We start from the raw sequence: 25,599 nt of genomic DNA on the forward strand, positions 1-25,599 counted from the left end.
TTTATAAGTAAACGTTATCATTTTCCTTGTTGTAAAAACATGATGTTCTGATATAATAAAGGACGGTGAGCTCTTACGAAAGAGATATCACGGGTGGGAGAGGGATATGAAAAAGAAGGTTTAACATGAAAGGAATACTTGAAAGAACATTTAAATTAGGTTTACACGAAACATCACCAAAACAAGAAGTTTTAGCTGGAGTTACGTCATTTTTTACGATCGTATATATTATGATTGTAAATGCATCCATTTTATCCGATGCTGGCATTCCTCTTGAAGCTGGAATTTTAGCAACTGTTTTCAGTTCATTTGTCGGATGTCTGCTCATGGCATTTTGGGCAAATGCACCTGCTATTCTTGTCCCTGGTATGGGTGTAAATGCATTCTTCACGTACACTGCTGTGCATACGCTCGGATTAACTTGGCAGGAAGCATTAGCAGCTGTCTTCATCTCTGGTATTATTTTTGCAATTGCTGCGTTTACACCAATCGCTCGCGTGCTTTCAGTATCGATTCCAAAGTCACTAAAGGAAGCTATCACTGTCGGCATCGGATTATTTTTAGCATTTATCGGATTGCAAAAAGGTGGTTTAGTCGTTTCGAATCCAAATACTGCTGTTGCAATGGGTAAATTAAGTAGCCCTGTCGTTCTTGCGACCGTGCTTACTCTTATCGTTGCACTCGTATTATTTATTCGTAACGTACGTGGAAACTTTTTATGGACGATTGCAATAGGAACTGGTATTGCATGGCTGTTTGGCCTTGTTGATACAAGTCAAATCGGAAATAGTTCATTCTCATTCGCGAGTTACGGCGATGTGTTTGGGGCTATGTCATTTGGCAAACTTTCTTCCTTACCATTTTGGATTGCAACATTCTCCTTAAGCATGGTGCTTATTTTTGAGAACATGGGACTTCTGCACGGTTTATTAGAAGATGACCGTAAATTCCCACGTGCTTACCAAGCCAATGCAATTTCAGCAATGACATGTGGTCTATTTGGCACAAGCCCTACCGTATCAACAGTAGAGAGTGCCGCAGGTATTACTGCAGGCGGAAAGACAGGTCTGACGTCTATCGTTACAGGATTGTTATTCTTTGCATCACTGTTTGCACTTCCGTTTGTCAAACTAATTCCTGATAGTGCCATTGCACCAATCTTAATTATTATTGGCGGCCTGATGATTACAAGCATTCAACAAATTCCTCTGAACGATTTTTCAGAAGGATTTCCAGCGTTCTTAATTATCGTCATGATCCCGCTCACATATAGTATCGCTGATGGCATTGCGTTCGGATTTATTGCTTATCCTATCTTAAAAGTTGCTCTTGGAAAGCGTAAAGAAGTCGCACCGTCTATGTATATCATTACATGCTTATTCTTAGCCATGTTCGTATTACATGCTATTGGTTAAGTAAAAACACCGAGGAATTTTCCCTCGGTGTTTTTTACTTAAACCATCCTTTTTTATAAAACCAAGCCATCATGCCGCCGCCAATTAGTGCCATAATAAGTAAACAAATAAAATAACTATATTGTCCACCGAGCTCTGGCATATGCGTAAAGTTCATTCCATATACTCCCGCAATAAATGTTAATGGCATGAAAATAGTCGAGAATACAGTTAATGTTTTCATAATGTTATTCATATGATGCGAGTTTAATGAAAAATAGCTATCTCGAATATCTGCTGTTAACTCCCGGCTTGCTTCAATCATTTCGGTCAGTTTAAGCAAATGATCATGTATATCTTTAAAATAAATTTCATGATCACTTATACCGTAAAAACGAGTCGAATTTAAAATACGATACAATAAATCACGCATCGGAATAATTGTACGTCTTAACTTCGATAAATCTGCACGTATATCAAATACTTCTTCTAGTACACTTCCTGCCGTTTCACCCGTTAAATTATCATCAATTGCATTTAAATGATCCTCAATGTAATATACAGGCGCAAAATAGTCATCTACAATTTGATCGATAATTGTATGCGCTACGTGCAGGGGACTATTTTTAATACGCTTCTTTTCTCCAAGCGTTTTCCATACTCTTTCAATTGCATTGTTATGAGAAAAGTGGAAAGAAACAATATAACGATCACTAATAAATAAATCAATCTCGTGCGGTTCTAATCCATCCTCACCAAATGCATGAAGAACTAAAAAGTTATATCCATCATAAAAATCAACTTTTGGCCTCTGTACATATTCTATGCAGTCTTCAATTGCAAGGGGATGGAACTTAAAATGATCTTGCAAAATGTATGTATACTCTTCTTTCGTTGGCTTATATAAATCTAGCCAATACCATACAATATGGTCTTTCTTTGTTTCCTCTAGCGAAACATCATATAATACTTCATCTGTTTTTGTTATTGCACAAATTCTAATCATATTTTCACCCATTATTATTATAAACAAAAAATAGTAAAAAAAGCCAAGGAGAAATACTCCCTGGCCCTTCTTTATTATTCAGTAACGATGCCGTGCACTAATGTTGGTGCATCTACATGCTCTTTAGAGATCTTCATGTTCTCATAAATTTTTGCTTTTACGTCTTCTACATTTTCACGGTTTGCGTAAATGGTAACAAGGGATTCACCTTTTTTCACGCTGTCCCCTACTTTTTTACGAAGCATTAAGCCAACTGCTAAATCAATTTCAGATTCCTTCGTCGCACGTCCTGCTCCTAAAAGCATTGCTGCTGTTCCGATTTCATCTGCAACGATTTCTGATACATAACCGTCTTCCTTCGCTTCCACTTCAATTTTAAATTGTGCTTGTGGTAATTTAGAAGGATCATCAACAACAGATGCATCGCCGCCTTGCGCTGATAAGAACGTTTTAAATGATTCTAGCGCCTTACCGTTGTTCATTACTTCAATTAATTTCTCACGTGCATCTTCTAGAGATGAAGCTTGTCCAGCAAGGTATACCATTTGACTTCCAAGCGTTAAACATAACTCTTCTAAATCTTTTGGTCCTTTACCTTGTAATGTATCAATTGCTTCTTGTACTTCAAGTGCATTACCAATCGCCTCACCAAGTGGTTGACTCATATCAGAAATAACAGCCATCGTATTACGGCCAACGTTATTACCAATGCGCACCATTGCTTCTGCTAAACGTTTTGCATCTTCATCTGTTTTCATAAATGCGCCTGCTCCAGTTTTCACATCAAGAACAATTGCATCTGCACCAGCAGCAATTTTTTTACTCATAATGGAGCTTGCAATAAGCGGAATTGAGTTTACTGTTGCTGTTACATCACGAAGTGCATACAATTTTTTATCCGCAGGTGTTAAGTTGCCACTTTGACCAATAACTGCGATTTTGTTTTCATTTACAAGACGCATGAATTCATCATTTTCGATTTCAACATGGAATCCTGGAACTGCTTCTAATTTATCAATTGTACCACCAGTATGTCCTAGACCACGTCCAGACATTTTTGCAACCGGTACACCTAAAGCGGCTACTAATGGACCTAATACAAGTGTTGTTGTATCACCAACGCCACCTGTTGAGTGCTTATCTACTTTTACTCCTTCAATAGCTGATAAGTCGATTGTATCACCGCTATTTACCATTGCCATCGTTAAATCAGCACGTTCTTGATCGTTCATATCTTGGAAGAAAATTGCCATTGCAAGTGAACTTACTTGATAATCAGGAATATCACCATTTGTATATCCTTCAACAATAAAGTTAATTTCTTCTGTCGTTAATGCATGTCCGTCACGTTTTTTTGCAATTAGGTCCACCATTCTCATTGTGAGGTCACCCCTTCATTTGTTTTACGATTGCTTTTACTAATGCTAAGAAATTAGCTTTAACACGTTCTGTCGTTTCGATTACTTCATCGTGGTGAAGTGGTTGATCTAAAATACCAGCTGCCATATTTGAAATACAAGAAATACCAAGTACTTTCATACCAGCATGACGCGCTACAATTACTTCAGGTACTGTTGACATACCAACTGCATCTCCGCCAAGTGTACGAAGCATACGAATTTCAGCAGGTGTTTCGTATACAGGACCTGTCATTCCAACGTATACACCTTCTTGTACTTTAATATTTAAGTCTGCTGCAACTTGTTTCGCCATTTCGCGAAGCTCTACTGTATATGATGTAGACATATCAGGGAAACGTACACCCATTTCAGAATCATTTGGTCCGATTAATGGATTTGTACCCATGAAGTTAATGTGATCTGAAATTAACATAAGATCGCCTGGTTCGAATGATGTATTTACACCACCAGCTGCATTTGTTACAACAACTGTTTCTACCCCTAGTTCTTTCATAACACGAACTGGGAATGTTACTTTTTGCATATCATATCCTTCATAGAAGTGGAAACGTCCTTGCATTGCTACTACCGTTACACCTTGAAGTGTACCGAATACTAGTTGACCTGCATGGCCTTCTACAGTGGAAACTGGGAATTCAGGGATTTCACTGTAAGGTACTGTTACTGCATTCTCGATTTCATCTGCTAATACACCTAGTCCAGATCCAAGGATTAGTCCTACTTGTGGTGTCTCTTGAAATTTCTCTTTTAAATATGAAGCTGATTTTGTAATAAGTTCACGATTCATTTGTTTATCCCCCTATTTCTTTAGCTCGTTTAAGAAGCTTGTTCCGTATTCTGGCATTTTCACACCGAAGTTTTCTGCTACAGTTGCACCAATATCAGCAAATGTTTGACGAAGTGGTAACTCTTTTCCGCCTTCTTTCATGCTTGGGCTATATGCTAATAACGGTACATATTCACGTGTATGATCAGTACCATGATGCACTGGGTCATTACCGTGGTCTGCTGTAATTAATAATAGATCATCTTCTTTTAGTTTTTCGAATACTTCTGGAAGACGTGCATCATATTCTTGCAGAGCTTCTCCGTATCCTTGTGGATCACGACGGTGACCGAATAATGCATCAAAGTCAACTAAGTTTAAGAAGCTAAGACCTGTAAAGTCCATATTTAATGTATCTACAAGCTTATCCATTCCATCCATGTTAGACTTCGTACGAAGTGATTCAGTTACCCCTTCACCATCATAGATGTCAGAGATTTTACCGATAGCAATCACATCATAATCACTATCTTTTAATTCATTCATTACTGTACGGCCGAATGGTTTTAATGCATAGTCATGACGGTTCGGTGTACGTGTAAAGTTTCCAGGCTCACCAACGAATGGACGAGCAATAACACGGCCTACCATGTACTTCTCATCTAACGTTAATTCACGTGCAATTTTACAAATTTTATATAACTCATCAAGCGGCACTACTTCTTCGTGTGCTGCGATTTGTAGTACGCTATCAGCAGAAGTGTAAACAATTAAAGAGCCTGTTTCCATTTGTTCTTGACCAAGTTCATCAAGAATTTCAGTTCCAGAAGCTGGTTTATTACCGATGATTTTACGGCCTGTTTTTTCTTCTAATTCATCAAGTAATTCTTTTGGGAATCCTTCTGGGAACACTTGGAATGGTGTATCAATGTAAAGACCCATGATTTCCCAGTGGCCTGTCATTGTATCTTTACCAGTAGATTTTTCTTGCATTTTTGTATAATATCCAAGTGGTTTTTCTACTTTAGAGATGCCTTTCATTTCACGAATGTTACCAAGACCTAATTTCACCATGTTAGGCATTTGTAACCCATTCATATGTTCAGCAATGTGACCAATTGTGTCAGATCCTAAATCACCAAATTGTTCAGCATCTGGTGCTTCACCGATTCCAACAGAGTCCATTACGACTAGGAATATACGTTTATATTTATTCATAACTGCGACCTCCTATAAGTTCAGTTCTACTTCTTGTAGTATGTTCAAAACGCTATAAAGTGAAACTGTTCTCCATAAGAATTATCTTTCGTTCTCATTATCAAACAGTACTTCTTTAAATCATTCTCTAACCTATTTCGTTTACCTTGAAACGACGCAAAAACATTTCTAGTTTTTTCTAAGTCAGATGTCAGACATCTGATACTGATATCATAACATGTTTACGCTTTCTTTTTAATACATTTTCGTAGAATTTCTCATTTTCTTCACACTTCTATTGTAATCCATTATGCACAGAAGTGCTAATCATTTTATGATTTATTTCTTCATATAAAGTGAAATTTTAATCAGTGGCGGTTTTGTTCTTTCCCACTTATCATTTTCAGAATAAAAATAAAAAAAGCAGCTCTAAAGAGCTACCTTTTTATTTTACTTCTACTGTTTCTTCTTTATGTTCATGCAATTCGCCTTTTTTAACATGAACTTTCACTTTGTAAGAACCCTTTTCTTTGAAAGTATGTTTCGTTTCATACTCCCCTTTATTTCCTTCTTTTGCTGGAATGAATTCGTGTTTTTCCACACCATCTTTCCAAATCTCAAGTTGTACTTCAGCACCAGTTAAAGCTTCTTCTTTTTGTTTTAAATGAACTTTCATTGTTGATTCAGCATTTGCTTTTATGTCACCAGCCATAAGGTGAATCATTGTATCGCTTTTATGATCGCCATGTCCTGCACCATGATCACTATTTTCTTTTTTCGCATCTTCTACTTTCGCATTTCCTACAGCCACTTTTACTTCTGGCATAACATGCATTTCACGCGCATTTGTGTGAGCGATAATATGGTATACGCCATCCGTCTCGAACGTTTTCTCTACAGCATAAACACCTTTTCCTTTATGCTTACCTTCTAGCATCTCGTGCTTTTCGTCGCCAGCTTTCCAAATTTCAAACTTTACATCATCAGCATCTGTTACCTTTTCTTTTCCTTGTGTAACAAGTGCTTGTACTTCTGTTTTTTCACCAGGTTTAATTTCTTTCGGATTTGTTTGAACTGCTACTTTTACAGCTTCTAGTTTCTGTTCTTTTTTCGGTTCTTCTTTGTTTGTATTACAGCCAGCCAATGCTAGCATCGCGATAAATAAAGTCATAATAAGTTTTTTCATCATCATTTCCTCCTTCATACTTTATTTAGTATAGAGGAAATACATTGTAATATTCTAGTCTTCTGCTGAAAACAATGTACGAAATGTTTGTGAAGTTTCTGTGAAGTGCTATAGCCTTTTGAATCTATGAAAAAAGAGCATAGTACCTATGCTCTCGGATGAAACTGTTTATATACATCTTTTAATCTAGTTTTTGAAACATGCGTATAAATTTGTGTCGTTGAAATATCTGCATGTCCAAGCATTTCTTGCACAGCACGTAAGTCTGCTCCATTTTCTAATAAATGCGTAGCAAAAGAATGACGCAATGTATGAGGTGTAAGCTCTTTTTCAATATTTGCTTCTTTCGCTAATCGTTTTAAAATTTTCCAAAATCCTTGTCTTGATAATCGATTGCCATGATGGTTTAAAAAGAGTGCATCTACTACTTTTTTCCCCATCAATTCTCTTCTTCCCTTTTCAATATACTTTTGAATCGCTTCCGTCGCTAAACTTCCTAGTGGAATAATTCTTTCTTTATTCCCTTTCCCTATGCATCGAACAAATCCCATCGTTAAATGTACATCTTCTAAATTTAATGCAATTAATTCTGAAACACGAAGTCCTGTTGCATACAATAACTCTAGCATCGCTTTATCACGAACCCCAAAAGCGCTCGTCATTTTTGGTGTCTGCAGTAACGCCTCTACTTCATCAACTGACAATACTTTCGGTAATTTCCGTTCTCCTTGCGGCGTTTCAATATGTACGGATGGATCGTGCTCTACCGCTCGTTCACGAAGTAAAAATTGGTGAAACGAACGAATCGATGCAATATGACGTGCTAATGTTTTCGAAGATTTTCCGTTTTCTTTTAAGTGCTGCAGAAAGTTAACAATGTGCAAGCGTGTCACTTCGTGAAAGCTTTTCGCTTGTTCTACATTTTGCAAATACTTTACATAACTTTTTAAATCACGTTCATAAGATACTACTGTATTTTTCGCTAGTCCTTTTTCAACAACCATATAATGAATAAAATCTTTTAATTGATCTTCCAATCTACACTACTCCCCATTTTCATAGAAAAACATCATTCTATTTACGAAAGCATCCTTTGCCGGCTCTTCATTCCCTGATACTTTTTCTACAGTCTCTTCTTTTGGCTTTTCATAACGATGATAGCTTTCATATTCTTCATTTATCCATAGTATAGCGAAATAAAACAAAATCGTACAACTTGTAAATAATAAAAATACTTTTATCCCATCAAAAGTTAATTTTAAAGCTCGGCGCATTGTAAATTCCTCCAAAATATAAGTTATTACAACATATGCCAAGCTTTCACCAATTTATACCTTATTCAAATAAAAAACCTCTTCCTAGTTAAATAGGAAAAGGTTATTTTTCATCCGTTTCATTTTCTTGACAATTTTTACAAATCCCATGGAATGTTAAACGATGATCCTTCACCTTAAAGCTCCAGTCATGTTCTACTTTCCTTTCCACTTCACCAAGTAAATCTTCTTGTATTTCTTGTACAGCACCACATTGTGTACAAATCAAATGATGGTGGAAACGCTGCGCACCTTCTTGGCGTAAGTCATAGCGTGAAACACCGTCTCCGAAGTTAATCTTATCGACAACTTTTAACTCAGATAATAGTTCTAAAGTTCGATAGACGGTTGCTAATCCGATCTCTGGCGACTTTTCTTTTACAAGGAGGTAAACATCTTCTGCGCTTAAATGATCTTCTTCATTTTCTAGCAGCACACGAACTGTTGCTTCACGTTGCGGTGTTAATTTGTAGCTCGCTGCATGTAATTGCTTCTTAATTCGTTCAATTCTTTCTTCCATTCGGTACTACTCCCTCCTCGCCACTCTTACACCATTATATCAGAAGAAGGGCTTCTGTCAAAAGAAAAACAATAAAAACAAATTGATAATTATTCTCATAAAGTATTTATTGTTTATTAATAGCCTCAACGACTTCTTTCATTAAAACTGGTGATGCATAAGCCTCTACACTTGAAGCAAGAGCTAACACCGCTCCAATTACAAGAAAGAAGCATGTATAACGGATCAATAATGGTAATAGCGGCTCAGTTATTTTTCGGATAAATTGATGCCTAATCATGCGTAAGGAAAAACTTGCGGCAATTGTTGTCATAACGAGAAATACTGGGATGATAATGAGATTTTGTGGCAATACAGAAACGAATGCTAATAATAATCCATTCCATCCATGCTGACTTACTAAGAAACCTACTGTAAATCCGACAACTACTCCTTTTGCAAATAATAAAATAAAAATGAGTGGCAATCCAATAATTGAAATCCCTAAAATCCAAATAAATCCAATGTATTTTAATTGTGAAAAGTAACTTTCTCGAAACATTTCGCCTGCAATAGCAAATTCTCCTTTAGAAACTTGTCCAAAAAAACGTTGCAAATAAAATGATAAATCTTGTTTTTGATTTAATTGTAAACTATTTACAAGAATCGCTCCAAATATTACTCCCATCAATAACAAAACAGCGTTAAATATATATAATGAAGAGTTTTCCTGTATGTGAGACATTACACGGTCTTGCCAAGTTTTTCTCCACATTTTTCTTCCCTCCGTTCACACTCTTACTAAAAATGTATGAAAGAAAGAAAAAAGTATGACGAATTAACATTGAAATTCCGCTCTACTTTGCTAAACTAAAAAGTAGAGAATAGGAGGGATTTCTCTTGAAACCATTATTATTAGATTTTCCAACATTATTTCAAACTGAACGCTTACAGGTTCGTAAGCCATTTCCAGGTGATGGTGCAGAAGTGTATGAAGCAATACAAGCTTCTCTAGAAGACTTAGTACCGTGGATGCCAATTAACGCTGAAACAGAAGAAAGTGCTGAAGAAATCGTTCGTAACGCTCACGGACAGTTTTTACTTCGTGAAACACTTGATTTTCACTTATACGATAAAGTATCTGGTACATTCATCGGAGCTATAACGCTCAAGCCTGAAAACTGGGATATTCCAAAGTTTTCACTTCACTTCTGGCTACATAGCGCTTATACAAAACAAGGCTATATGACCGAAGCTGTGAAAGGTGCCATTCAATTTGCCTTTGATAAGCTAAGCGCTCGAAGAATTGAAATTCGTATTGATGCAACAAATACAAATGCATGTAACTTAGCAGAACGTTTAGAATTTATTCTAGAAGGTACAATGGAAAATGATTTCATAGCACCAGATGGTAGCTTACGTGATGCACGCGTATATGCAAAAATTAATTAAAAACACTCGCCTTTGGCGAGTGTTTATTTTTGTAGTTGTAAATATTGTACTGCAAACATCGTCTTCGCATCGTGAATACGAAGATCTTTCATAAGAGTAGTTGCTTCTTCTAATGATACTTCCATTAATTCCACAAACTCATCTTCATCTAACGCAGCTTTATTTTCTTTTTTCGTCAAACCTGTCGCTTTATATACATATAAAATTTCATCTGCAAATCCTGGAGATGTATAGAAAGAAGTAATAAGCTCCATATTTTCACATACATAACCTGTTTCCTCTTCTAATTCACGAACTGCTGTCACCTCAGGTTTTTCACCTGGCTCTAACTTGCCAGCTGGAATTTCTATAATCGCCTTTTCAAGCGCTTTACGATACTGCTCAACAAGCACAATTTTCCCCTCATCAGTAATAGCAATAATAGCAACTGCACCAGGGTGATTTACAATTTCACGTTTACTCATTGCTCCATTTGGTAATACTACATCATCAACACGAACTTTTATAACTCTACCATCAAAAATCGGCTCAGTTTTTACTGTTCTCTCTGCAAGATTACTCATACTACTTCATCTCCCTGTTCTATTTCCTATTCTTTCCTCATACATTTTACCACATTGAAAGGAGCGTGATAGAAATGAAAGTTTATATTTTACCAAATCGCGTCACTTTAGTCGGAAAAGCATGGCAAATTCGCCATAAGCTAAAACAATATGGCAAAGAGTATACAACTGTACAAGAGTGGATTACAGCAACTAAAGTGAAACTTTAATCAGAGGGGGCCCCCTCTGATTATTAGTTGAACCAATCGGGCTTTTACGGGCAGTTAATCTCCCGCCTAACTTCCTCACAGGAGCCAAATTTTGAGGTGGAGTCTTACTGCCCGTTAAAGCGGGGTAAAAAGTAAACGTTTGTCAACCTCTTTTCCCTTGCGTACAATAAGAATAAGGAGAAGGAGGTTGAACTATGAAAAAACGTCAATTAGGAAACTCAGATTTATTTGTGACAGAAATGGGACTTGGCTGTATGTCCCTCGGTACATCTGAAAAAGAAGCCCTGCGTATTATTCATGAAGCAATCGATTTAGGAATCAATTTTTTTGATACAGCGGATTTATATGATTATGGATTAAACGAAGAATTTGTTGGAAAAGCCTTAAAAGGAAAACGAGACCAAATTATCCTTACAACGAAGGTTGGGAATCGATGGACAGAAGAAAAAAACGGCTGGTCTTGGGATCCTTCTAAAAATTACATAAAGGCTGAAGTGAAAGAAAGTTTACGTAGACTTCAAACTGATTATATTGATCTTTATCAACTTCACGGCGGGACGATTGAAGATCCTATAGATGAAGTAATTGAAGCCTTTGAAGAATTGAAAAAAGAAGGTATCATTCGCCATTACGGTATTTCTTCTATACGTCCAAATGTCATCCGTGAATATGCACAGCGTTCAAATATCGTTAGTGTTCTAATGGAATATAGCCTTTTGAATCGTCGCCCTGAAGAATGGTTCCAGCTTCTTAATGAACATCAAATTAGCGTTATTGCTCGCGGACCACTTGCGAAAGGAATATTAACTGATAACAATACAAGAAAGATAGAAAGAGTAAAAGAAAAAGATTACCTTTCTTATTCTTACGATGAATTATATGCGACGCTTGCGAATGTAAAAGAAATAATTGGAGAAAACTCCTTAACTGGAACAGCTATTCAATATTGCTTACATAACGAAACTGTTGCAGCTGTTATACCTGGTGCAAGCTCTATTGGGCAATTACGAGAAAATGTACAAGCTAGTAAACAAACACAGTTAACAACAGCAGAATATACACAGCTTCAGCAAATTGTGAAATGTAATACGTACGCATTACACCGATAAAAAGACGCTACCATACTGGTAGCGTCTTTTTATAACGTATCATATTTATCAGGATTCGTTCCTACATGTAAATTACGATTTAACGTATTAATTCGAGTCATCTCTTCTTCTGTTAATGAAAAATCAAAGATAGAAAAATTCTCCTGAATGCGAGATGGTGTAACAGACTTAGGAATCGTCACAATCCCGCTTTGAATATCCCACCTTAATATAACTTGCGCAGGTGTTTTTTCATATTTAGTAGCAATGGCCTGAATAATCGGGTGCTGAAATACTTCTCCGCCCCTCATTAATGGACTCCATGCTTCCATTTGAATTTGCTCACCTTGACAGAAATTACGCAATTCAAATTGTGTTAACATGGGATGAAGTTCCACTTGGTTTACCATCGGCTTTACTTTGCAATTTGGTAATAGCAGTTCTAAATGATGTTTATGGAAGTTAGAAACACCAATCGCGCGCACTTTACCGTCTTCATACAGTTTTTCTAATGCTCGGTACGTATCAACATACTTCCCTCTTATTGGCCAATGTATTAAATATAAATCTACATAGTCCATTTGTAATTTTTTTAAGCTTTTCTCAAACGCCTCAAGTGTTTCCTCGTATCCTTGATCGTCATTCCAAACTTTTGTTGTAATAAAGATGTCTTCTCTCGGAATCCCTGATTCACGAACCGCTTCTCCGACACCGCTTTCATTTTCATATACAGTTGCTGTATCAATCGAACGGTATCCAACTTCTAACGCTGTTTTTACTGCTTGTTTTACTTCGTCGCCTTCTTTCGCTTTATAAACGCCTAAACCAATCATCGGCATTTTTACGCCATTATGAAGTGTAGTTGTTGGAATGTGCACAGTCGTCTCCCTTTCATTATTACATTTTTTTATAAGCCACCACTTTATTTGAACAAGATTCAACCAAAAAGTCAAAACATACGTACAGTTTACATAATAAATTTATACACATTCATCAATAATACGAATTCATTCATTCACGTTATTTTCTATCCATTTCTTCGCTTTTTCATCAATATTACGTACAAACTCAGTTTTCCCTTCCGAATATAACGCACCATCATATGTATACTTTTCAGCTAATTCTTTCTTTAAAGTTGCATATGCCTCAGCTTCTTCACAATGAGCCATCATATAATCACGAAATGCTAAATGCCTTACTATCTCAGGGTTTCCTTTTTCAAACACATGTAAGTGATACGAGCGTTTTTCCTCCGTTCCATGAATAAAATAACGGCGTCTTGAAATACCATTCTCCCCTTTTACGATATAGCCAAGCTCTTCAAAACGTTCATTCCACCTATCTACTCTGTCGATACTCTCTACTTCCATAATCATATCTATAATTGGTTTCGCTGCCAGTCCTGGCACCGACGTACTTCCAATATGATGGACCTTCACCTTTTCTGGCATCGCCGCTTTTAATCTTTCAGCCTCCATTTGAAATTTTTCACCCCAATGATTTTCATGCGGAACAACTACAATTTTTCTCATTCTAACTCCCCTTTTCTTACAAGCTCGTCAAAAAAATGATCAGCGTTATTCACTGATCATTTTCGTTATTATTTAAAGTCTTTCCAAGTAAGGTTACTTTCACTTAACAGTTCTTCAAATGATTTATTCTTTTCACGTTCTTTTTGTTCTTGGCGCTTTCTTTCCTGTTCAGCTGCCACTTTTTCCTCTTCTCTCACTTGCAACTCTTTCTTCTTATTCTTTAATTGCTGCATGAGTGAATCATTTAATTGATCACCTAATGTAAGCGACTCTTTCTTTTGTTGATTCACTTGCGCTTGTCTTTGCATTTGTCTTTGTTTCTTTTTCTTCATACTGCTCACCTTTTACTTTTTTCTCCATTATAGTAGATACACAATGAACTCGACAATAAAAAAGGTCCTTTACTCTATTATTCACTTTTTGTAAATATGTTAATTTTTCGAAAAAACTATTTTTTTATCTAGATATAATCCTATGAATCTATTAAAATTATGTCGTATGATGTCAGATTATAAAAAAAGGAGAATTAGATTATGTGGAAAAAAATCATTCCTGCTGTTGCCGTTTTAAGCACCATTACTTTTTCAACCGTATTTGCTGCTCCCCCATCCCAGACTCCAGCTGAACAAAACCGCTACATAGACGTACAAATGCTTGGTATTAATGATTTCCATGGACAACTAGATACTGTTAAAAAAATTAATAACAAAGAAGCTGGTGGCGCTGATTACTTAGCTACTTATTTAAAAGAACGTAAAAAGCAAAACCCGAATACACTTCTCGTACACGCTGGCGATATTGTCGGAGCTAGTCCACCAGTTTCAGCATTGTTACAAGACGAACCAACGATTGAATTTTTAAATGACTTAAAATTTGATGTTGGTACAATCGGAAACCACGAATTTGATGAAGGTATTGATGAAATGAAACGTCTCATTTACGGTGGCTATCACGAAAAAACAGGGAATTTCAAAGGTGCAAATTTCCCTTATGTCGCTGCAAACTTCTATAATAAATCCACTGGCCGCTTATTTTTACCGCCATTTACTGTAAAAATGGTAAATGGTGTGCCTGTAGGATTCATTGGCGTAGTTACAACTGATACACCAAATGTCGTGATGCCTACTATGCTTAAAAATGTAGAAATCACTGACGAAGTAGAAGCAATTAATAAATCAACGCAGCAATTAAAGCGTCTTGGCGTTAAATCCATTGTCGTCCTTGCTCATGTCGGTGGAACAACAGATGAGTCTGGTGTGACAAATGGAGACCTTACTCGAATTGCAAATGAAACAGATCCGGAAGTTGATGTTATTTTTGGTGGGCATAGTCACACGTATGTAAATGGTACTGTAAATAATAAACTAATCGTCCAAGCGAACTCTTACGGAATGGCTTTCTCAGATGTAGATGTAACAATTGATCGTAAAACAAAAGATATTGTAAAGAAAAAAGCTGAAGTTGTTACAACATACCATGAAGGTGTAGAACCTGATAAACAAGTAAAGAAAAAACTAGATCAATATAAGGAAAAAATTGCACCGCTTGTAAATGAAGTTGTCGGAAAATCTACAGCACCTATCGACCGTAAACAAAATGATGCTGGTGAGTCCACTCTTGGAAATTTAGTTGCCGATGCCCAGCGCCAAACGATGCAAACTCAAATCGCACTTATGAATCCGGGCGGCATTCGTAATGACTTAGATGCTGGCGATATTACATGGGGCGAATTATACGGCATTCAGCCTTTTGGAAACCAATTAATTAAAGTAGATTTAACAGGTCAAGATATTCGTGACATTTTAAATCAACAATGGCAAAAAGGAACGACGAGAATGCTTCAAATTTCAGGTATTCAATATACGTGGGATGCAAATAAACCAAACGGTGAAAAAGTTACAAATATACGTTTAACAAACGGTGAAGAATTATCTCCATCTAAAACGTATAGCGTAGTGGCAAATGCCTTTTTAGCTTCTGGCGGTGATGGATTTGTATCATTTAAAAATGGTAAAAATGCAGAAACTGGTCCAAACGACTTTGAAGCGCTAGTCGATTACGTAAAACAATTAAAAGAACCTATTCAGCCAATTATCGATGGTAGAATTCAAAAAACAAATTAAGTACACTCATAATAAACAATCTTAATTTTTCATCGTAAAAGATACACATAAACCTTTTATCCGTCATATATGTGAAACCTAAAAAGGATACTCGTTCTTACAATGAACATAGTATCCTTTTCTTTATTTATCAATATGTGATGTGTTATTAAAATCATATTGTTGTAAAAATTGTTGTAACGCCTCTTCTACAAGTTTAGATTTTTGAATTCCTTTCGATTCTGATATAACGTCTAGTTTTGCTAATATTTCTTTATTAATAGAAAAGGTACGTTTCTTTTTTTCTGTACTTATATTCATCATGGGCGCAATTACTTCTTCTTTCTTTCTTAATAACTCATAAATACTTTGTAATTGTTCATAAATTAATAGTTGATAATCCGTTTTCGCATATTGAAGGGCTGTCGCTTCTTGGAGTTGTAAGTGACGCGGTTCTTCTCCATCTCCTACAAAAATACGCTTTTTCTGTTCTCCATCATATTCGTATCCAATCAATCTTAATTTCTTCGATAATGTATACGGGCTTATTTCAAGGCGTTTTGCTATAATAGCGATGGATTCACGCCTATTTAAACAATCGATAATTTCTCCAATCGTCACAATTTCCCTCCTCCCGTGTTGAAATGACACTAGTATGGTATGTTACAATGATTTTCTAACAGTATATGCAAAACGAATAGCCTGTGCGATTCATACGATTTTAGAAAAGGAGGTTTTCAATATGCTTTTTCGTAGCAATACCCCGCAGTTCTATAATGAAAATAAAAAACTCATTCCTAATAGTATCGCTACGATGGAAAGCGTTATGATTAACAACCGAAAACAAACTCTCCTTATGCGCGGGCAAAACGTAGAGCAGCCTATTTTATTATGCTGTCACGGTGGACCAGGCATGGCACAAATCGGATTTATTCGTCATTTTCAAAAAGAATTGGAGAAACACTTCATCGTAATTAATTGGGATCAGCGCGGGGCAGGTAAATCCTTTTCAATGAAAGATTTCGGAGCAAATTTTACAATCGAACAATTCATTTCCGATGCAAAAGAAGTGATTCAATATGTACTTAAAAAATTCAATAAACAGAAACTATTTCTCGCTGGTCATTCTTGGGGAAGTATTATCGGGCTTAACATAGCACACTATTATCCACAATATATCGAGGCTTATATCGGTATTGGGCAAATTGTACATATGAAACAAAACGAGGAATTACTATATCAGCATTTAATTCGTTCTGCAAAAAAATATAATCATAAAAAAGCATTAGCGTCCCTTTTAAAATTAGGAAAACCGCCATTTTTAGATACGAGACGCCTTATTATTCAAAGAAAATGGCTTGGCACATTCGGAGGTGCAATCCAAAACGGATCTTCCTTTTCTTTCATACGAAAAGGCTTCTTTTCTCCCGAATATACACTATTAGATTGGTTCAAGTTTCTCGCAGGAAATTTAAAATCTGGCGTTTTATGGGAAGAAATGTTGACAGTCGATTTCTTTTCTTCTATTACGAGTTTATCTATTCCAGTTTATTTTTGTTCTGGTCGCTATGATTATCAAACTCCTTATGCACTCGTTCAGGAATATTGTGATGTAATAGAAGCACCGATAAAAAAGATGATTTGGTTCCCAAATTCAGCACATTCTCCCGATTTAGAAGAGCCAGAATTATTCGCTCGTTCTTTACAATCCATTAAACAAGAGCTAGCTTTTCACCATTAGTAACAAAAGGCTCTTTTACATTTCATAAAAAACAATTTATAATAATATGTCGCAACTATGTATAAATCTAGCAAGGTGATTCATATTTCCTTGCCTTAACACAATAAAATTTTGGGGAGATTACATTTATTATGAATGCTGTACTCATTGCAGTAGCAGTTATGCTATTGCTTAGTTTGTTACGTGTCCAGGTCATTGTCGCCATCATTGTTGGAGCTTTAACAGGCGGACTTATCGGTGGACTCGGTATTTCAGAAACGATTAACACTTTTACAACTGGTCTTGGAAACAGTGCTCCAATCGCTTTAAGTTATGCAATGCTTGGTGGTTTCGCTATTTCTCTTTCCAAAACCGGACTTCCAGATGCTATGATTCAAACTGCATTAAAGTGGATTGGCAATGAACAAGACACGAAAAAACAAGTTTACTCTAAAATACTTATTCTATTTATCATTTTAACGATGGCTTGTTTCTCACAAAATGTGATTCCTGTTCACATCGCTTTCATCCCCATCTTAATCCCAGCACTTTTAAAAGTATTAAATGAGCTGAAAGTGGATCGCAGACTTGTTACATGTATTATTACATTCGGATTGATTACTCCTTATATGTGGATTCCAGCAGGATTCGGAAAAATTTATCATGACGTATTACAAACAAATGCTGCGCAAAGCGGTCTTACATTTGATGTCGCACTTATTCCAAAAGCAATGACCATTCCAGCAATCGGTATGATTATCGGATTATGTGTGGCAGTATTTATTACATACCGAAAACCTCGTACGTATGAAACAGAACAAATTCATACTACTGAAAATGAAATCGTTCCCTATACAAAACGAAGCATTACTTTCGGGCTAGTATCTATCTTAGCTACATTAACTGTTCAATTAGCAACAGAATCAATGATTTTCGGCGCTCTAGCGGGGATTATCGTTTTATCAGTTAGTGGTAGTCTACCTCTTAAAGAAGCTGATGCAATTTTAACAAGCGGAATGCGTATGATGTCCTTTATCGGATTTGTTATGATTTCTGCCGCTGGGTTCGGAGCTGTTCTTCGAAAAACAGGACATGTTGAATCTCTTGTACAAACGAGTGCACATATAATTGGGAATAACAAACCACTCGCTGCATTTCTTATGCTTGTAATTGGACTGCTCGTTACGATGGGGATTGGATCATCTTTTTCAACCATCCCTATTTTAACAACAATTTTTGTACCTCTCTGTATTCAGCTTGGATTTAGTCCAATGGCCACCATTGCAATTATCGGTACAGCCGGAGCGCTAGGAGACGCAGGATCTCCAGCATCAGATAGTACACTTGGACCAACATCCGGTTTAAATGCTGATGGTCAACACCATCATATATGGGATACGTGTGTACCAACTTTTTTACATTACAATATACCGTTACTTATATTCGGCTTTATTGCCGCAATTACATTATAAAAGGTGCGTTTTATACGCACCTTTTACTTTTTTATTTTTCCCTTTAATTGTTGCAATGCTATTTTCCCATTTTCTTCGATACAACTTTCCATTTGCATAAATGACGGACCTGCCCACTCACTGTCTATACTCCCGTTCAGTCCAATAATTTTCAATTTATCCGGTATACGGATATTTAATTTTTTTGCTGCTCGAATTAACTCAAAGGTAATCTTATCACTTGAAGTTACAATTCCATCTATATACGGATAAGTTTGCAATAATGTAACAAACTGTTTATTCGTATACCCTTGTACACATTCTTCTCGATAAGAGATTCCTTCCTCCCAAACAGCGTCTAAAAATCCTGATATGTACTCTTCCATTTCTTCACTATCTTCGCCCTCACCGAAATAAGCAAGAAAGTGACAACCTTTTTCTTTTAATAAAGAGACCGCTCTTTGGCCACTTTCATAATAATTTGCATGAGATTTTTCTTCATCAATCACAACAAACGGAAGTGGGATTTCTCCTATACTTTTAAAAACGGATCTTGTCAAAATAACACCTGCAACGTTATTTTCCTTCAACATATGTATGTATCTATCTTTATTCTCTATATTACAAACAATAATTTGATATCCTTCTTTATACGCTATTTCCTCAATACAATGTAGCAAAGTGATGTTTGATGGGTCATATAGATTATCTACAAGTAATGCAATTATCGTTGAATTCTCTTTAAATAGTGGCTTTGCTGCACTATTTGGCCTATAACGTAATTCCTCAATTGCTTCCTTTACTTGTTTTACTGTGTCCTCATGAACGTATCCTTTTTCATTTATAACTCGTGAAACGGTTGCGACTGAAACACCTGCCAATTTTGCAACATCACGTATAGTTGCCACATCGTCACCCCTTAATATGGTAATAGATTACAATTTTACGGTAACCTAAATTACAATATTCGTCAAGGTTAATAATTTATATTTCTGAAAATTGTTACATCATTACACTAAACTATATTCTAATTGAATTTCATGTAAAATCGGGATATTATCATACCCAATGCGCGGAATTTCTTTCTTTATTTTTCGTGCCTCTTCCACCGCATTTACATATAAATTCGTCATCAAAAAATTACGTTTTTGGTAAAAACGTAACGCATTCATATTATCATTTGTTGTTATAAGCCAAACCTTCCTGCACCGTTCTTCTTCTGCAACTCGTAATACACAATCCACAAGTTTTGTCCCTATTCCTTTTCTTTCTTCAAAGCTATCTAACGATACAATTTCGCACATATTTCCGATCAATTCATACGTTACAATTCCGATTATTCTGTCTTCTGAGAGCGCAACAAATCCTGGCAACTCTTCTAACTGATGTCCCTTACCACGTGAAACCATCAATGAACTCCCCCAGTTCTCACACATGAACATTCGAATTGTTTCTTTCATCGCTGGCGTAATTTTTTGTATATGCACCATTTCCTATTTCTCCCCTTTTCTATCCTTGTGATACAATATAAGTGTATCACATGTAACGGTATTTGGAGGATGAGGTAAAGTATGAAACGTTTTTTTGCAGCATTGTTTACTATACTAGGTGCGATAACTGCCCTTGGGATTTTCTTTACAAATAAGGTGATGTACTTAAAGAAAAAAACAGAGGAAGAAATACTCGAAAGAGAAACGAAAAAACATTTTCGTATAGAGGATTTTGAAGCTCTTCATAAAGAAGAAATTCATATTCCTTCGCAATTCGGATATGATCTTCACGGATATTACATTCCTGCTGGTCATTCCAATAAGTTTATGATTTTCTGTCACGGCGTAACTGTAAATAAAATGAACTCTGTAAAATATGCAAGGTTATTTTTAAACAGAGGATATAATGTCGTTATTTATGATCATCGTCGTCATGGTAAAACTGGCGGAAAAACAACAAGCTATGGATACTATGAAAAGCATGATTTAAAATCTGTAGTTGACTGGCTAAAAGATCGTTTTGGAACAAATATAACACTCGGTATTCATGGTGAATCGATGGGCGCTGCAACACTTCTTCAGTACGCAGGACTTGTAGAAGATGGTGCTGACTTCTATATTGCAGATTGTCCTTTCTCTGATTTCTACGGACAATTACAGCACCGTTTAAAGGTTGAATTCCATTTACCGAAATGGCCTTTATTACCTTTAGCAAATGCTTTCTTAAAAGTGCGTGACGGTTATACGATTCGCGAAGTTTCACCAATCGATTGTATAAAAAACATTAACAATCCCGTTCTCTTTATTCATAGTAAAGATGACGATTATATTTTAGCTGATATGACAAAAGCGTTATATGAAGCAAAAGAGAATAATAAACAACTTTATATTGCAGAACACGGCGCACACGCTTGCTCTTATAACGAAAATAAAGAAGATTATGAAGCAGCCATTGATCAATTTTTAAACTCATATGTAAAAGAAACAAAAAACAGGCTTGCATAAGCCTGTTTTTTTATTGCGCTAAAACGTCTGTAACTTGTTCCATATTTTCAGAAATCCACTTTATTGCATCATCTAGCGTTGGAAATTCTGTCGTTTGAAATGTTACCTCATCTTGCAGTAACCAAACATCCTTTGACTCTTGTCCTACACCAGCAATGGACCAGTGCAACAAACTATATGGATGATTATCATTCAAAAATGATGCCCACGTGCGCTCATTTGCAATATTTCGTAATGTACGTAATTGTTTATCCATCTTTCGTCACCTTACTCTAGTCAGTTATAAAAAACATTATAACACTCTCTTCTCTTCCAAAGAAAGTGCTCTTTTCATATTGTCAAGTACTTCTCTTGATTATATGATGAAATTAAGCGTTTGGGAAGGAGGGATAGCGTTGGCTAAAGTACAAATTAAAGTAAATGATAATGGCTCTTTTCGCGTTACAGGGGACGTGGAATTAGTTGATTCACAAGGGAATGTATTCCCAGCAAAACCGGCATTTTCTTTATGCCGTTGTGGTTTATCAAAAAATATGCCTTATTGCGATGCTTCGCATAAAGGAAAATTTGAATCTGTTGTTAGAGCACCAGAGGCAGAATAATTTCACATGTGACATGCACATTTTTTTGTGCATGTTTTTCTTTTTTACAACTCCGTTACATCCCTTCTCCTTACAACATTTTTCATACTTTTGTCTCCATGCCAGACCGCCTGTATTTTCACACAATTCTTCACATTCGAATATTTTTCACTAGCCTTTTTTCTTTTTTGTGCTATAATTTGAGCAAACAACATCCTTCGGGGTCGGGTGAAATTCCCAACCGGCGGTGATGAAGTGCAAACTTCTAAGTCCGTGACCCGTTTTCAACTCGAAAACGGTGGATCTAGTGAAACTCTAGGGCCGACAGTATAGTCTGGATGGGAGAAGGATATGTTTTCTAGTAATTTTATATAGCGAATACACTTTTATTTCAGTATGCATATTTTTATAGATTCAATTCAAATCTATATATATGTTTTATTTTGTATACTTTTCTTTCTATACTGGAATAAAAAGAGACGACTAGCGCTTGAAAAATTTGATATTTTTGCTAGGTTTTTTCCTTATGCAAAAATATCAATCATCGTTAGGTTTCTTTCCTATACTTTCGTATTCGAACTATATTTCTAGAAATCACGTCTCCCAAACCTCAAGGATATTAAGTCCTTGAGGTTTTTTGATTTTTTCAGGAGAGGTGAAAAGAATGACAGATCAAGAATATATGAGGATTGCCCTGCAGTTAGCAGAAGGAACATCTGGGCAAACAAGTCCAAATCCTATGGTTGGTGCTGTTGTTGTAAAAGACGGAAACATCGTCGGTATGGGAGCTCATTTACGTGCTGGTGAAGAACACGCAGAAGTTCATGCTCTTCATATGGCTGGTGACAAAGCAAAAGGAGCCACCGTGTATGTAACACTTGAACCGTGTAGCCATTTTGGAAAAACACCACCTTGCTGTGAATTGCTCATCAAAAAAGAAGTCAAACGGGTTGTAATTGCTGCTCTTGATTGCAATCCGCTCGTTTCTGGTAACGGAAAAAGAAAATTAGAGGAAGCTGGCATCGAAGTAACTACCGGTGTTCTGGAAGCAGAAGCAGTTTTATTAAATCGCTACTTTTTTCACTACATGAAAACGAAACGTCCATTTGTAACAATAAAAACAGCGATGAGCTTAGACGGAAAAACAGCAACCGTTACTGGTGAAAGTAAGTGGATTACAGGTGAAGAAGCACGAGCTGATGTTCACCAATACCGCCATACACATGATGCTATTCTCGTTGGAGTGAATACAGTTATAGCTGATAATCCGCATTTAACAACAAGAATTCCTAACGGGGGTAAACATCCTATACGCGTTATTTTAGATACTCATTTACGAACGCCACCATCTTCTCATGTCATAACAGATGGTTTAGCACCGACATGGATTTTTGTTGGTAAGGATGTAAATAAAGAGAAAATAGCTTCTTATGAATCTGAAAATATAGTGATATTCCAAATGAAAACGAAGCAAATTGAAATACAAGATATTTTAGATTTACTCGGCGAAAAACAAATCCTATCTCTTTTCGTTGAGGGTGGGCAAACAGTTCATGCAAGGTTCTTACAAACAAACAATTTCAATGAAATTGTAACTTATATAAGCCCAAAATTAATTGGCGGGAAAGATGCCCCTACTTTATTTGGCGGCAATGGTTTTTCAACATTACAAGATGCACTTTCCTTGAAAATTCAAGAGATGAAACAAATTGGCGACGATATAAAGATTGTTGCTCATGCCCAAAGTGAGGTGACGGAATGTTTACAGGAATTGTAGAAGAATTAGGAACGATTGCAAACATGCAACAAAGCGGAGAAGCGATGAAGTTAACAATCCATGCAAATAAAATTTTATCAGATGTTCACTTAGGTGATAGTATCGCGGTGAACGGTATTTGCTTAACTGTAACGAGTTTCACAACAACTTCATTCACAGTAGACGCAATGCCTGAAACGATGCAATCAACATCACTTCGCATGCTTAAACCGCAATGTAAAGTAAATTTAGAACGTGCAATGGCTGCAAACGGACGATTCGGTGGACATTTCGTTTCAGGACATATTGATGGCATCGGAACGATAGTAAGTAAAAAACAACACTATAATGCCGTCTATTACAAAATAGCTATCGCTGATGAATTATTGCGCTATTGTTTGCATAAAGGATCCGTTGCTGTTGATGGAACGAGTTTAACAATATTTGATATAGACGAATCTTCCATTACAATCTCACTCATCCCGCACACAGTAAGTGAATCTGTTATCGGAGAAAAGAATGCCGGTGACATCGTAAACATTGAGTGTGACATGATTGGTAAATATATTGAACGCTTTATTTCTAAACCTGTAAAACGAACAAATTCAATGACCGAAAGCTTTTTACAAGAAAACGGATTTCTATAAGGGGGAAGCATGATGTTTCATCGTATTGAAGAAGCTCTAGAAGATTTAAAACAAGGAAAAGTCGTTATCGTATGTGATGATGAAAACCGTGAAAATGAAGGCGATTTTATCGCTTTAGCAGAGTATATTACGCCAGAAACAATTAACTTTATGATTACACATGGGCGCGGCCTCGTTTGTGTACCAATTACGGAAGAGTACGCAGAACGTCTACAATTAGAACCAATGGTAGCTCATAATACAGATTCGCATCATACTGCATTTACAGTGAGCATTGATCATGTTTCTACAACAACTGGGATTAGTGCCCACGAACGTGCAACTACAATAAAAGAATTGTTAAATCCTGCATCAAAAGGTGCTGATTTCAATCGTCCGGGACATATCTTTCCATTAATTGCGAAAGAAGGCGGTGTCCTGCGCCGTGCTGGTCATACAGAAGCTGCTGTCGATTTAGCACAGCTTTGCGGAGCGGAACCAGCTGGCGTCATTTGCGAAATTATTAATGAGGACGGTACGATGGCACGCGTACCTGATTTACTACAGTGTGCAAAACAATTTGATATAAAAATGATTACAATAGAAGATTTAATTGCTTATCGCCGCCACCATGAAACATTAGTGACGCGAGAAGTGGAAATTACATTACCTACAGATTTCGGTACTTTCCATGCAATTGGCTATTCTAATTCATTAGACTCGAAAGAGCATATCGCACTCGTAAAAGGTGATATTTCAACAGGAGAGCCTGTACTTGTACGCGTTCATTCAGAGTGCTTAACAGGAGATGTATTTGGCTCGTGCCGCTGTGATTGCGGACCACAACTCCATGCTGCCCTTGCTCAAATTGAGCGTGAAGGAAAAGGCGTTCTTCTTTATATGAGACAAGAAGGACGAGGTATTGGGCTTCTAAATAAGCTTCGCGCTTATAAGTTACAAGAAGAAGGGTTCGATACTGTAGAAGCAAATGAAAAGCTTGGATTCCCAGCGGATTTGCGTGATTATGGTATCGGTGCTCAAATTTTGAAAGATTTAGGTTTACAACATTTACGATTATTAACGAATAATCCACGAAAAATTGCTGGCTTACAAGGTTACGATTTAGAAGTAATCGAGCGTGTACCGTTACAAATGCCAACAAAAGAAGAAAATAAAACGTATTTACAAACGAAAGTAAACAAATTAGGACATTTACTAAATTTATAATTAAAGGAGAGATTT

29 protein-coding genes and 1 riboswitch are annotated in these 25,599 nt (G+C 36.5%); of the genes, 12 read left to right on the plus strand and 17 right to left on the minus strand.

Annotated features, from left to right (window positions below; all coding sequences use genetic code 11):
* The first annotated feature begins 125 nt into the window (after nucleotides 1-125).
* Nucleotides 126-1,415 carry an NCS2 family permease gene (locus MR070_RS01795; RefSeq protein ID WP_000676254.1) on the plus strand — a complete coding sequence of 430 codons (1,290 nt, stop codon included), beginning with the start codon at nucleotides 126-128 and terminating at the stop codon, nucleotides 1,413-1,415.
* A gap of 34 nt (nucleotides 1,416-1,449) precedes the next feature.
* Here the strand turns inward: MR070_RS01795 and corA are convergent, their stop codons facing one another.
* The 9 genes from corA to spoIIM all read right to left on the minus strand — a co-directional run bounded on the left by corA (nucleotide 1,450) and on the right by spoIIM (nucleotide 9,527).
* Entirely contained in the window at nucleotides 1,450-2,412 is a 963-nt protein-coding gene (gene corA, locus MR070_RS01800; protein WP_001998197.1) for a magnesium/cobalt transporter CorA, read from the minus strand.
* A 62-nt stretch (nucleotides 2,413-2,474) separates the two neighbouring features.
* Entirely contained in the window at nucleotides 2,475-3,779 is a 1,305-nt protein-coding gene (locus MR070_RS01805; protein WP_001243079.1) for a pyrimidine-nucleoside phosphorylase, read from the minus strand.
* Between the two features lie 7 nt (nucleotides 3,780-3,786).
* Entirely contained in the window at nucleotides 3,787-4,608 is an 822-nt protein-coding gene (locus tag MR070_RS01810) for a purine-nucleoside phosphorylase (protein WP_001078446.1), read from the minus strand.
* A 12-nt stretch (nucleotides 4,609-4,620) separates the two neighbouring features.
* Nucleotides 4,621-5,805 (minus strand): phosphopentomutase, encoded by a 1,185-nt coding sequence (gene deoB / locus MR070_RS01815; protein WP_001046082.1) that lies wholly within the window; start codon nucleotides 5,803-5,805, stop codon nucleotides 4,621-4,623.
* Between the two features lie 424 nt (nucleotides 5,806-6,229).
* The gene (locus tag MR070_RS01820) at nucleotides 6,230-6,973 is read right to left on the minus strand and encodes a FixH family protein (protein WP_001993299.1); all 744 of its coding nucleotides are present in this window, start codon (nucleotides 6,971-6,973) and stop codon (nucleotides 6,230-6,232) included.
* Between the two features lie 143 nt (nucleotides 6,974-7,116).
* Nucleotides 7,117-8,007 (minus strand): site-specific tyrosine recombinase XerD, encoded by an 891-nt coding sequence (gene xerD / locus MR070_RS01825; RefSeq protein ID WP_000390084.1) that lies wholly within the window; start codon nucleotides 8,005-8,007, stop codon nucleotides 7,117-7,119.
* 6 nt (nucleotides 8,008-8,013) lie between these two features.
* On the minus strand, nucleotides 8,014-8,244 hold the full coding sequence (locus MR070_RS01830; RefSeq protein ID WP_001250432.1) for a YqzK family protein: 231 nt from the start codon (nucleotides 8,242-8,244) through the stop codon (nucleotides 8,014-8,016).
* Between the two features lie 103 nt (nucleotides 8,245-8,347).
* On the minus strand, nucleotides 8,348-8,803 hold the full coding sequence (gene fur / locus MR070_RS01835) for a ferric iron uptake transcriptional regulator (protein ID WP_000392655.1): 456 nt from the start codon (nucleotides 8,801-8,803) through the stop codon (nucleotides 8,348-8,350).
* Nucleotides 8,804-8,909: 106 nt separating this feature from the next.
* The gene (gene spoIIM / locus MR070_RS01840; RefSeq protein WP_223290733.1) at nucleotides 8,910-9,527 is read right to left on the minus strand and encodes a stage II sporulation protein M; all 618 of its coding nucleotides are present in this window, start codon (nucleotides 9,525-9,527) and stop codon (nucleotides 8,910-8,912) included.
* Between the two features lie 155 nt (nucleotides 9,528-9,682).
* On the opposite strand from spoIIM, the gene MR070_RS01845 reads away from it, so the two are divergent.
* Entirely contained in the window at nucleotides 9,683-10,234 is a 552-nt protein-coding gene (locus MR070_RS01845) for a GNAT family N-acetyltransferase (RefSeq protein ID WP_000803491.1), read from the plus strand.
* Between the two features lie 23 nt (nucleotides 10,235-10,257).
* On the opposite strand, the gene MR070_RS01850 is transcribed toward MR070_RS01845, so the two are convergent.
* Complete coding sequence (locus MR070_RS01850; protein WP_000067038.1) at nucleotides 10,258-10,797, minus strand: NUDIX hydrolase; 540 nt, start codon at nucleotides 10,795-10,797, stop codon at nucleotides 10,258-10,260.
* 74 nt (nucleotides 10,798-10,871) lie between these two features.
* Between MR070_RS01850 and mciZ the strand changes: the two genes are divergently transcribed.
* Together mciZ and MR070_RS01860 are read left to right on the plus strand one after the other, a co-directional pair.
* Nucleotides 10,872-11,006, plus strand: a complete 135-nt coding sequence (mciZ, locus tag MR070_RS01855; protein WP_000870300.1) for a Z-ring formation inhibitor MciZ — start codon at nucleotides 10,872-10,874, stop codon at nucleotides 11,004-11,006.
* Between the two features lie 194 nt (nucleotides 11,007-11,200).
* On the plus strand, nucleotides 11,201-12,115 hold the full coding sequence (locus MR070_RS01860) for an aldo/keto reductase (RefSeq protein ID WP_044793853.1): 915 nt from the start codon (nucleotides 11,201-11,203) through the stop codon (nucleotides 12,113-12,115).
* A gap of 29 nt (nucleotides 12,116-12,144) precedes the next feature.
* Here the strand turns inward: MR070_RS01860 and MR070_RS01865 are convergent, their stop codons facing one another.
* The 3 genes from MR070_RS01865 to MR070_RS01875 all read right to left on the minus strand — a co-directional run bounded on the left by MR070_RS01865 (nucleotide 12,145) and on the right by MR070_RS01875 (nucleotide 13,958).
* A complete protein-coding gene (locus tag MR070_RS01865) occupies nucleotides 12,145-12,972 on the minus strand; it encodes an aldo/keto reductase (protein ID WP_044793852.1) in 828 nt (275 codons plus the stop codon).
* A gap of 129 nt (nucleotides 12,973-13,101) precedes the next feature.
* The gene (locus MR070_RS01870; protein ID WP_242260447.1) at nucleotides 13,102-13,626 is read right to left on the minus strand and encodes a GrpB family protein; all 525 of its coding nucleotides are present in this window, start codon (nucleotides 13,624-13,626) and stop codon (nucleotides 13,102-13,104) included.
* Between the two features lie 68 nt (nucleotides 13,627-13,694).
* On the minus strand, nucleotides 13,695-13,958 hold the full coding sequence (locus MR070_RS01875; protein WP_000727549.1) for a YqkE family protein: 264 nt from the start codon (nucleotides 13,956-13,958) through the stop codon (nucleotides 13,695-13,697).
* Nucleotides 13,959-14,159: 201 nt separating this feature from the next.
* On the opposite strand from MR070_RS01875, the gene MR070_RS01880 reads away from it, so the two are divergent.
* A complete protein-coding gene (locus tag MR070_RS01880) occupies nucleotides 14,160-15,749 on the plus strand; it encodes a bifunctional metallophosphatase/5'-nucleotidase (protein ID WP_074531973.1) in 1,590 nt (529 codons plus the stop codon).
* A 123-nt stretch (nucleotides 15,750-15,872) separates the two neighbouring features.
* Here MR070_RS01880 and MR070_RS01885 read toward each other — a convergent pair whose 3' ends face one another.
* Nucleotides 15,873-16,349: a ribbon-helix-helix domain-containing protein gene (locus tag MR070_RS01885; protein WP_000151910.1), complete on the minus strand. Its 477-nt coding sequence runs from the start codon at nucleotides 16,347-16,349 to the stop codon at nucleotides 15,873-15,875.
* A gap of 121 nt (nucleotides 16,350-16,470) precedes the next feature.
* Between MR070_RS01885 and MR070_RS01890 the strand changes: the two genes are divergently transcribed.
* Nucleotides 16,471-17,469, plus strand: coding sequence for an alpha/beta fold hydrolase (locus MR070_RS01890; protein WP_000898954.1), 999 nt, complete (start codon nucleotides 16,471-16,473; stop codon nucleotides 17,467-17,469).
* Nucleotides 17,470-17,600: 131 nt separating this feature from the next.
* Entirely contained in the window at nucleotides 17,601-18,920 is a 1,320-nt protein-coding gene (locus MR070_RS01895) for a Na+/H+ antiporter family protein (RefSeq protein WP_000994774.1), read from the plus strand.
* Nucleotides 18,921-18,943: 23 nt separating this feature from the next.
* Here MR070_RS01895 and MR070_RS01900 read toward each other — a convergent pair whose 3' ends face one another.
* Together MR070_RS01900 and MR070_RS01905 are read right to left on the minus strand one after the other, a co-directional pair.
* Nucleotides 18,944-19,807, minus strand: coding sequence for a LacI family DNA-binding transcriptional regulator (locus tag MR070_RS01900; RefSeq protein ID WP_242260448.1), 864 nt, complete (start codon nucleotides 19,805-19,807; stop codon nucleotides 18,944-18,946).
* A 102-nt stretch (nucleotides 19,808-19,909) separates the two neighbouring features.
* On the minus strand, nucleotides 19,910-20,389 hold the full coding sequence (locus MR070_RS01905; protein ID WP_000233414.1) for a GNAT family N-acetyltransferase: 480 nt from the start codon (nucleotides 20,387-20,389) through the stop codon (nucleotides 19,910-19,912).
* An 81-nt stretch (nucleotides 20,390-20,470) separates the two neighbouring features.
* Between MR070_RS01905 and MR070_RS01910 the strand changes: the two genes are divergently transcribed.
* Nucleotides 20,471-21,394, plus strand: coding sequence for an alpha/beta hydrolase (locus MR070_RS01910; RefSeq protein WP_242260450.1), 924 nt, complete (start codon nucleotides 20,471-20,473; stop codon nucleotides 21,392-21,394).
* 10 nt (nucleotides 21,395-21,404) lie between these two features.
* Here the strand turns inward: MR070_RS01910 and MR070_RS01915 are convergent, their stop codons facing one another.
* On the minus strand, nucleotides 21,405-21,650 hold the full coding sequence (locus tag MR070_RS01915; RefSeq protein WP_000360809.1) for a YqkC family protein: 246 nt from the start codon (nucleotides 21,648-21,650) through the stop codon (nucleotides 21,405-21,407).
* Nucleotides 21,651-21,789: 139 nt separating this feature from the next.
* Between MR070_RS01915 and MR070_RS01920 the strand changes: the two genes are divergently transcribed.
* The 4 genes from MR070_RS01920 to ribBA all read left to right on the plus strand — a co-directional run bounded on the left by MR070_RS01920 (nucleotide 21,790) and on the right by ribBA (nucleotide 25,584).
* Complete coding sequence (locus tag MR070_RS01920) at nucleotides 21,790-21,996, plus strand: CDGSH iron-sulfur domain-containing protein (protein ID WP_001151582.1); 207 nt, start codon at nucleotides 21,790-21,792, stop codon at nucleotides 21,994-21,996.
* A gap of 189 nt (nucleotides 21,997-22,185) precedes the next feature.
* Nucleotides 22,186-22,329, plus strand: a riboswitch (FMN riboswitch).
* Nucleotides 22,330-22,639: 310 nt separating this feature from the next.
* Nucleotides 22,640-23,752, plus strand: a complete 1,113-nt coding sequence (ribD, locus tag MR070_RS01925) for a bifunctional diaminohydroxyphosphoribosylaminopyrimidine deaminase/5-amino-6-(5-phosphoribosylamino)uracil reductase RibD (RefSeq protein ID WP_139895866.1) — start codon at nucleotides 22,640-22,642, stop codon at nucleotides 23,750-23,752.
* Nucleotides 23,734-24,378 carry a riboflavin synthase gene (gene ribE, locus MR070_RS01930; RefSeq protein ID WP_242260452.1) on the plus strand — a complete coding sequence of 215 codons (645 nt, stop codon included), beginning with the start codon at nucleotides 23,734-23,736 and terminating at the stop codon, nucleotides 24,376-24,378. Before ribD ends, ribE begins: the two co-directional genes overlap by 19 nt.
* 12 nt (nucleotides 24,379-24,390) lie before the next feature.
* Nucleotides 24,391-25,584, plus strand: a complete 1,194-nt coding sequence (ribBA, locus tag MR070_RS01935) for a bifunctional 3,4-dihydroxy-2-butanone 4-phosphate synthase/GTP cyclohydrolase II (protein WP_139895868.1) — start codon at nucleotides 24,391-24,393, stop codon at nucleotides 25,582-25,584.
* The last annotated feature ends 15 nt before the right edge of the window (nucleotides 25,585-25,599 follow it).

It is taken from the genome of Bacillus cereus group sp. BfR-BA-01453, from assembly GCF_022662915.1.
GTDB classification, from domain to species: Bacteria; Bacillota; Bacilli; order Bacillales; family Bacillaceae_G; genus Bacillus_A; species Bacillus_A paranthracis.

Bases quoted from the DNA above. Each gene is read 5' to 3' on its own strand.
- MR070_RS01795 (WP_000676254.1), top strand. From the start codon at position 126: ATGAAAGGAATACTTGAAAGAACATTTAAATTAGGTTTACACGAAACA.
- ribBA (WP_139895868.1), top strand. From the start codon at position 24,391: ATGTTTCATCGTATTGAAGAAGCTCTAGAAGATTTAAAACAAGGAAAA.
- MR070_RS01910 (WP_242260450.1), top strand. From the start codon at position 20,471: ATGAAACGTTTTTTTGCAGCATTGTTTACTATACTAGGTGCGATAACT.
- corA (WP_001998197.1), bottom strand. From the start codon at position 2,412: ATGGGTGAAAATATGATTAGAATTTGTGCAATAACAAAAACAGATGAA.
- MR070_RS01915 (WP_000360809.1), bottom strand. From the start codon at position 21,650: ATGGATAAACAATTACGTACATTACGAAATATTGCAAATGAGCGCACG.
- ribE (WP_242260452.1), top strand. From the start codon at position 23,734: ATGTTTACAGGAATTGTAGAAGAATTAGGAACGATTGCAAACATGCAA.
- MR070_RS01895 (WP_000994774.1), top strand. From the start codon at position 17,601: ATGAATGCTGTACTCATTGCAGTAGCAGTTATGCTATTGCTTAGTTTG.
- spoIIM (WP_223290733.1), bottom strand. From the start codon at position 9,527: ATGTCTCACATACAGGAAAACTCTTCATTATATATATTTAACGCTGTT.
- MR070_RS01905 (WP_000233414.1), bottom strand. From the start codon at position 20,389: ATGGTGCATATACAAAAAATTACGCCAGCGATGAAAGAAACAATTCGA.
- MR070_RS01880 (WP_074531973.1), top strand. From the start codon at position 14,160: ATGTGGAAAAAAATCATTCCTGCTGTTGCCGTTTTAAGCACCATTACT.
- MR070_RS01805 (WP_001243079.1), bottom strand. From the start codon at position 3,779: ATGAGAATGGTGGACCTAATTGCAAAAAAACGTGACGGACATGCATTA.
- fur (WP_000392655.1), bottom strand. From the start codon at position 8,803: ATGGAAGAAAGAATTGAACGAATTAAGAAGCAATTACATGCAGCGAGC.
- MR070_RS01830 (WP_001250432.1), bottom strand. From the start codon at position 8,244: ATGCGCCGAGCTTTAAAATTAACTTTTGATGGGATAAAAGTATTTTTA.
- ribD (WP_139895866.1), top strand. From the start codon at position 22,640: ATGACAGATCAAGAATATATGAGGATTGCCCTGCAGTTAGCAGAAGGA.
- MR070_RS01810 (WP_001078446.1), bottom strand. From the start codon at position 4,608: ATGAATCGTGAACTTATTACAAAATCAGCTTCATATTTAAAAGAGAAA.
- mciZ (WP_000870300.1), top strand. From the start codon at position 10,872: ATGAAAGTTTATATTTTACCAAATCGCGTCACTTTAGTCGGAAAAGCA.
- MR070_RS01870 (WP_242260447.1), bottom strand. From the start codon at position 13,626: ATGAGAAAAATTGTAGTTGTTCCGCATGAAAATCATTGGGGTGAAAAA.
- MR070_RS01875 (WP_000727549.1), bottom strand. From the start codon at position 13,958: ATGAAGAAAAAGAAACAAAGACAAATGCAAAGACAAGCGCAAGTGAAT.
- MR070_RS01890 (WP_000898954.1), top strand. From the start codon at position 16,471: ATGCTTTTTCGTAGCAATACCCCGCAGTTCTATAATGAAAATAAAAAA.
- deoB (WP_001046082.1), bottom strand. From the start codon at position 5,805: ATGAATAAATATAAACGTATATTCCTAGTCGTAATGGACTCTGTTGGA.
- MR070_RS01850 (WP_000067038.1), bottom strand. From the start codon at position 10,797: ATGAGTAATCTTGCAGAGAGAACAGTAAAAACTGAGCCGATTTTTGAT.
- MR070_RS01820 (WP_001993299.1), bottom strand. From the start codon at position 6,973: ATGATGAAAAAACTTATTATGACTTTATTTATCGCGATGCTAGCATTG.
- MR070_RS01860 (WP_044793853.1), top strand. From the start codon at position 11,201: ATGAAAAAACGTCAATTAGGAAACTCAGATTTATTTGTGACAGAAATG.